The sequence below is a fragment of the SAR324 cluster bacterium genome (genome assembly GCA_015232315.1).
Lineage (GTDB): Bacteria > SAR324 > SAR324 > SAR324 > NAC60-12 > JADFZZ01.
Window position 1 is genome coordinate 1 of sequence record JADFZZ010000070.1, and the last position, 6,565, is coordinate 6,565.

Here is a 6,565-nt window from a genome sequence, read left to right on the forward strand (position 1 = left end):
GATCTTGATTTCATAATTGGACATAGGATTCTCGCATCAAAAGGTTCTTTTTGGGGGAAAATAACGCAAAATCCAGTGTATTCCTGTTCTACAACATATTCAAATCACCTGCACAGCTCGAAATTTTCCGAATATTATTGTTGCTTAAAAGCTGCGGGTTTGATATGCCATCAAAATGATGTACTTGAATATTAGTGGATCCAAATGATTTGTTTTTGGACCTTCATCACTTGATGTGGAAATTCAAATATCGCAAGGAAACCATATGAAAAACTTTTTTAAAAAAATAAAAATCCGAGAGCTGGAAAATACCAAAAATCAGCGGGTACCCCTGAGTGAATCAACACCCAATAAAATTGAACAAATAGAGCTGCGTCTTCAACGCATCGAACAGGAAGGAACACAGAAAAAAAGGTTTCATTTGCCTTCTACCATTATTGGTATAGTCCTCAGTTCCATGACTTTGGCAATCCTGAGTTATGCCGATACGCCATCTAGCATCAGTCGTACCGATTTTTCATCTGGTACCGTCATTAGTTCTTCTACTGTTAACGCCCACTTCAATAGCGTTTATAGTGCGGTCAATCAACTTCTGAGCAAGATTCAAGTGGTAGGAAGCAACATCAATATCACTGGAAGTACCTCTATTACTGGTGATGTACAGATTGCGGGAAAAATAAATGCTACTGAGTTGGCTCTGCCAGTAGGAATGATTGTTCCTTCTGCGGTAAGTGATTATATCACAACACCACCTGCAGGTTGGCTGTATTGTAATGGACAGGCTGTCAGCCGAACGATTTATGCCACCCTATTTTCAGCTATTGGAACGACGTATGGTTCCGGTGATAGCATCACCACTTTTAATTTGCCGGACTATCGAGGTTACTTTTTAAGGGGTTCAGACGATTCAAGAGGAATTGATTCTGGAAGAACCCTGGGCAGCACACAAGCCGATGAACTCAAGAGTACAACGGTCAATTACAGCCATTCCCATAACATAACCTCAACACCTCATACTGAATTTACTTACATGGCAACCAATGTTGGTTCCCATGTTGGAGGCAATCTTGTAAACATAACCGCAGATTTTGGGTATTCTTCAGGAGGAGGAGGATATACTGATAACTTATTGCTTACCACTACTGATAACATGTCGGTTAACATCGGAAGCGGGACTGATACCCGTCCTAAAAATATGTCCGTTATCTACCTGATTAAATACTAGATGCTGTTGATATTTCAGTTGGTTTATAGAAATTCACCATTGAATTGATTCCTGAAGAATAAAAAATTTGGAACATACTAAATGGACTGCCCTTTGAACTGGCTCATGTAGAGGTGATGATAAAATCCCTGTTGGTCGAGCAAACTCTGGTGAGTGCCCTGCTCAATGATTTCACCGTGATTGATCACGAGAACCTGCGTGGCATCACGGATTGTGCTCAGGCGGTGGGCGATCACAAAACTGGTTCGGCCTTCCATCAGTCTCAGCAGAGATTTTTGGATACGGGCTTCGGTGCGGGTGTCAACACTGCTGGTCGCTTCATCCAAAATCAGAATTCCCGGATTTGCCAGAATCGCACGGGCAATGGCCAGAAGCTGACGTTGCCCCTGACTGAGGTTGCTGGCACGTTCTGAAAGTTGGGTCGCATAGCCTTCTGGAAGTTGACGAATGAAGTGGTCCGCGTCTGCCATTCTGGCGGCTTCGATGCATTCTTCATCGGACGCGTCAAGCCTGCCGAAGCGAATGTTTTCCATCACAGTGTCGGAAAACAGATAGGTGTCCTGCAACACCACCCCCAATTGCCGTCGTACATCATTTTTGTGAATTTCCCTGATATTTTTGCCATCAATCAGAATCTGTCCCTGCTGGATCTCATAAAAACGATTCAGCAGATTGATCAATGTAGTTTTTCCTGCGCCAGTGGGACCAACCAGCGCAATGATATCGCCCGGATTGGCTTTGAGGCTCATGTTTTTAATGACGGCTGTTTCCGGTTGATAGGAAAAATGAACCTGTTCAAACTGAACTTCCCCGCGCATGGTTTCGAGTGGAATGGTGTCCTGTTCATCAAATTCAGAGGGCGTGTCCATGATTTCAAAAATTCTCTCGGCTCCGGCCAGTGCCGCCTGAATGGCATTGTACATATTGGCCAGTTGGCGCAACGGATTGATGAAATTCTGTCCATAAATGATGAATGTGGAAATAATCCCGATGGTGACCAGTCCTCGCAGTGCCAGCCACCCGCCAAGTCCGGAAAGTACAATGACAAACAGGTTGCCCAGAACTCCGGTGAGGGGCATCAGCAACAGAGCATAGCTGTTGGCATAGACTCCCGCTCGAAACACTTCCTGATTGTGTTGGCGGAACTGTTCAATCACATGGTCATTGCGCTGGAAGGCCTTGACGACTTTCTGACCGCTGAGGGCTTCTTCCATCACAGCATTGAGTCCACCGAGTTCTTTTTGCAGATCACGAAATCCCCGGCGGGTATAACGGGCGACAAATCCGGTGAACCAGAACATGAGCGGAACCACCAGAACCGAAGCCAACGCCAGCCAGAAATCCAGCACAAACATGGCCGTCAGGATTCCCGCCAGGGAGAGCACACTGGCCAGCAGGGCGATAATATTCAGGGAAATCGCCTGATTGATGGCATCGACATCATTGGTCAAGCGGCTCATCAATTCTCCGGTTGGATGGTGATCGAAAAACTGAACGGGCAGAGTCTGTAAATGTTGGAACATATCCGTGCGCAATTGTTTGAGCGCACGCTGGGAAACCGGGGCCATCAGATATCCGGACATGGCATGAAGCAAATTATACAGCACATACACCACCAGCATGATCAGGGATATGTTGACCAGTCCTTCAGCATCATGCGTGGCAATAAATTGGTCAATAGCAACTCCGATCAGGTAGGGGCCGATGAGTCCCAGCAACGTGTAGGTCACCACACTGCCAAAGACCATCAACAGACGCCCACGGAAAGGAGAAAAGTAGGCGGTCAGTCGTTTCAGAGCATGTCGGGGATTTTGGGCTTTTTCGATTTTTCCCACCATATGCGGGATGCGCCGCATGGTTGCCCGGACATTGCCCGTTTGAAAACTGGAGGATTGAGTCATGGCAGATTCCTTTCCAGAGCCAGGCCTGAAAGTTCACTGCTTGAAACACCATTTCCCAGTTGGGATTCATAGATTTCCTGATAAATCGGGCTGGACTGTAGCAATTGCTGATGCGTTCCCTGTGCGGCGATGGCGCCTTTTTCAAGCACCACAATCCTGTCGGCGTTCAGCACGGTGCTGATCCGCTGTGCCACAAGCAGAAGCGTTGGCGGGTTGGTTTGCGATTCCAGAGCGTCATGGATCCATGTTTCCGTTTTCACATCCACTGCGCTGGTGCTGTCATCCAGAATCATGATTTGGGGACGCATGAGAAGCGCCCGCGCAATGGCGATTCGTTGTTTTTGCCCACCAGACAAATTCACACCACGTTCTTCAATGTGGGTGTCATAGCCACGATGGAGATTTTGGATGAATTCATGGGCCTGAGCCGCCTGAGCCGCGGCAAGCACTTCATCCTCGCCGGCCTCCGGTCTGCCATAACGAATATTATCCCTGATACTGCCTGAAAACAGAATGGTTTCCTGCGGGACCATCGCAATGTGTGCCATCAACGATTCCTGCCTGATTGTCCGGATGTCCTGTCCATCAATCAGGACTTGCCCGCTGGTCACATCATAAAACCGGGGAATGAGATTGATCAGTGTGGATTTTCCAGCCCCGGTCGCGCCGAGAATGGCCAGAGTCTGCCCGGGTTCCATCACCAGATTGATGTTTCGCAGAACGGGTTTTTCGCTGTAGCCCTTGTAATGAAAAGAGACATCCCTCAATTCAATGTGACCCTGAAAATTTTCTGGAAAAAACCGGGCGTCCGCGGCCTCACGGATGTCTGTTTCAGTGTCCAGCAATAGCTGTATCCGACTGGCGGAAACCAGTCCGCTGGCCCAGATATTGGACAGCATGCCCATGAGAATCAGCGGCGTCATGGTGGTGAGAAGATAGTTGGTGACAGCGACAATCTGCCCGACAGTCAGATCGCCACGGATGGCATCCAGACCACCAGACCAGATCACAATCACCATCCCGATGTTGACACAAATCGTCAGTGCCGGAGTCATGGTGGACATGAAACCCATCACTTTGATCGATGGTCCGGTAAAGCCTTCATTGGCGGTTTCAAACCGTTGCCCTTCATGATCCGCCCGGACAAAGGCCTTGATCAGTCGAACGCCCGATACATTTTCCTGAAGAACGGTGTTGAGTTTATCCAGTTTGTGCTGGACCAACCGGAACAGCGGCTCCATTTTGAGGACAAAAAAGACAATAATTCCCATCGTGATCAACAACAACGGCAACAAAGTGAGTGCCAACCGCGGGCTGGTGTGGATCATCAGAAGCAGACTGCCGATCATCAGCAACGGTGCTCTTGTGCCGATGCGGAGTGAAAGCTGGGCCAACCGCTGAATGGCTGTGGTATCGCTTGTGAGACGCACCATCAGGGTGCCTGTTTGCATCTGTTCCAGATTTCTGAAGGAAAATGATTGTATTTTCAAAAAAATCGCTTCCCGCAGATCACGAGCAAGACTTTCTCCAACTTTTACCGACAGAATATTGTTGCCAATCGCGATCACTGCGCTCAAGGCGGATATTCCAAGCATCAGCAGTCCGGTATGGATTACGATTTGCTGGTTTTGTTGTCTGATGCCCTCATCAATGATCCGTTGGATCAACCGGGGAATGGAAAGATCAAGCATCACCAGCAGAATCAGCAGAATCAACGCCATGGTGGATTGCTTCCAGTAAGGCCGGATAAACGAACCCAGTTTGATAATATCGGACATTGTTACGGTATTTGTTGGAAGTGTATCGTTTTTCCAGGCAACGTTGTTTTCCGTACTGTCAGACCTGGAACTTGATTGCGGAACACATTATGTCCATTGATCAAAGAGAACAAGGAAGATTTACCGGATCTCAGCCCTTCAGATCCAGAAGAATAACCAGGGGTTAATAAGTTTTGCCTGAAGCCTGAAAAATTGGGAGCCATCAATACCTGTATTGACATAATTCTCTCCTTCTGAAAGATTTCCATTATAGAAATATAAAACTCAAATTCCAAACGTTTCAAGAGACTGGACAAGAACCATGAATGAGCAACCCTCCACTACCCTGAAAATTTTGCTGGCAGAAGACAGTCTGACTCAGGCTGTACACATGCAACGAATGTTAAAAACACAGGGGTGGGAAATCACTGTTGTACGCAATGGCAAAGAAGGTCTGGAAAAAATGCGGACTTTTTTACCGGATGTGATTCTTTCTGACCTGAATATGCCTGAAATGGATGGGTTTGAATTTTGCCGGATTGTCAAGGAAGGCAAATTCCGGACAATTCCGTTTATTATTCTGAGTGTGCATGGTGAACTGGAAAATCAGGTCAAGGGACTGGATATCGGGGCCGATGATTATCTGACCAAACCACCCCATGAACTGGAACTGTTTGCCCGCATCCGGTCTGCCATCCGCATCAAATCCTATCAGGATCAACTGGAGCAGCATCTGCAAAGGATGCTTGAGGAACTGGAGCAGGCACGACTGACACAAAAAGCCATTCTTCCTCAAACCTTGCCGAGCTGGCCTCAACTCAAACTCGCTGTCAAATATGTTCCGGCGGCGCAGATCGGCGGCGATTTGTATGATGTGATGGAATTGCCCCAAAACAAGCTCGGATTGTTTCTGGGCGATGTGACCGGACATGGAATATCCGCCGCACTGATTTCGGCAATGGTGTCCAGTATGCTGAAATCCTACGCGCTCTCGATCACGTCCCCTGAAATATTGCTGTGGCAAATGAATAACTTTCTGGTTGGCAAACTTGAGAGTGGGAAATTTATCACGGCCTGGTACGGCATCTATGACATTGCGGAAAAAAAGCTCTCAGTGGCTTGCGCGGGACATCCTTTTGGCTATTTGCTTCGTCATCGGACCGCTGAAGTCATCCCTCTGGACGTTCTGCCATTTCCACCTCTCGGCATACTTCCCGCCGAGCTTTTTATTCAGGGACTGGTCCGAACGGATTCACTGGAAACCGGAGATAAAGTGTTTATCTACACCGATGGCGTGACTGAAGCACACAAGGCCTCCGGGGAAATGTTCGAGGTGACTGGTCTTGAGTCTTTTCTCAGTGCAAACAGTAACATGCCACTGGAGCAGTTACTGGAGCAACTTTATCGAACGGTTCAGGAATATGCGGGCCGTGATATTCTGGATGACGACATCACCATGCTGGCATTTGAAGTGTTATGAACTCAAGAGTTGTAAGTTTTCAGTTATCAGCCTTCAGCTTTTAGTAAGTCATTGAAATTAACAGTTTCCTGAATATCCTCGGGTTTTCTAAAAAAATTTCTTTGACAATTTAAAGCACTGGCACGGTTTATGCGCTAGGCGGCTTTTTCCAAAGAGAGCTCATCAACTGGTTCTAAATTGACCAATTCAGAGGAACATTTTC

The 6,565-nt window shown here is 47.4% G+C and carries 4 protein-coding genes; 2 read left to right on the forward strand and 2 right to left on the reverse strand.

Features of this window, described 5'->3' with window-relative positions; translation table 11 throughout:
* The first annotated feature begins 265 nt into the window (after positions 1 to 265).
* Positions 266 to 1,225: a tail fiber protein gene (locus tag HQM11_21110; GenBank protein MBF0353539.1), complete on the forward strand. Its 960-nt coding sequence runs from the start codon at positions 266 to 268 to the stop codon at positions 1,223 to 1,225.
* Positions 1,226 to 1,302: 77 nt separating this feature from the next.
* Here HQM11_21110 and HQM11_21115 read toward each other — a convergent pair whose 3' ends face one another.
* On the reverse strand, positions 1,303 to 3,126 hold the full coding sequence (locus tag HQM11_21115) for an ABC transporter ATP-binding protein (protein ID MBF0353540.1): 1,824 nt from the start codon (positions 3,124 to 3,126) through the stop codon (positions 1,303 to 1,305).
* On the reverse strand, positions 3,123 to 4,904 hold the full coding sequence (locus HQM11_21120) for an ABC transporter ATP-binding protein (GenBank protein ID MBF0353541.1): 1,782 nt from the start codon (positions 4,902 to 4,904) through the stop codon (positions 3,123 to 3,125). Before HQM11_21120 ends, HQM11_21115 begins: the two co-directional genes overlap by 4 nt.
* Before the next feature lie 301 nt (positions 4,905 to 5,205).
* Here HQM11_21120 and HQM11_21125 point away from each other — a divergent pair, with 301 nt between their 5' ends.
* Positions 5,206 to 6,363: a fused response regulator/phosphatase gene (locus tag HQM11_21125; protein ID MBF0353542.1), complete on the forward strand. Its 1,158-nt coding sequence runs from the start codon at positions 5,206 to 5,208 to the stop codon at positions 6,361 to 6,363.
* The last annotated feature ends 202 nt before the right edge of the window (positions 6,364 to 6,565 follow it).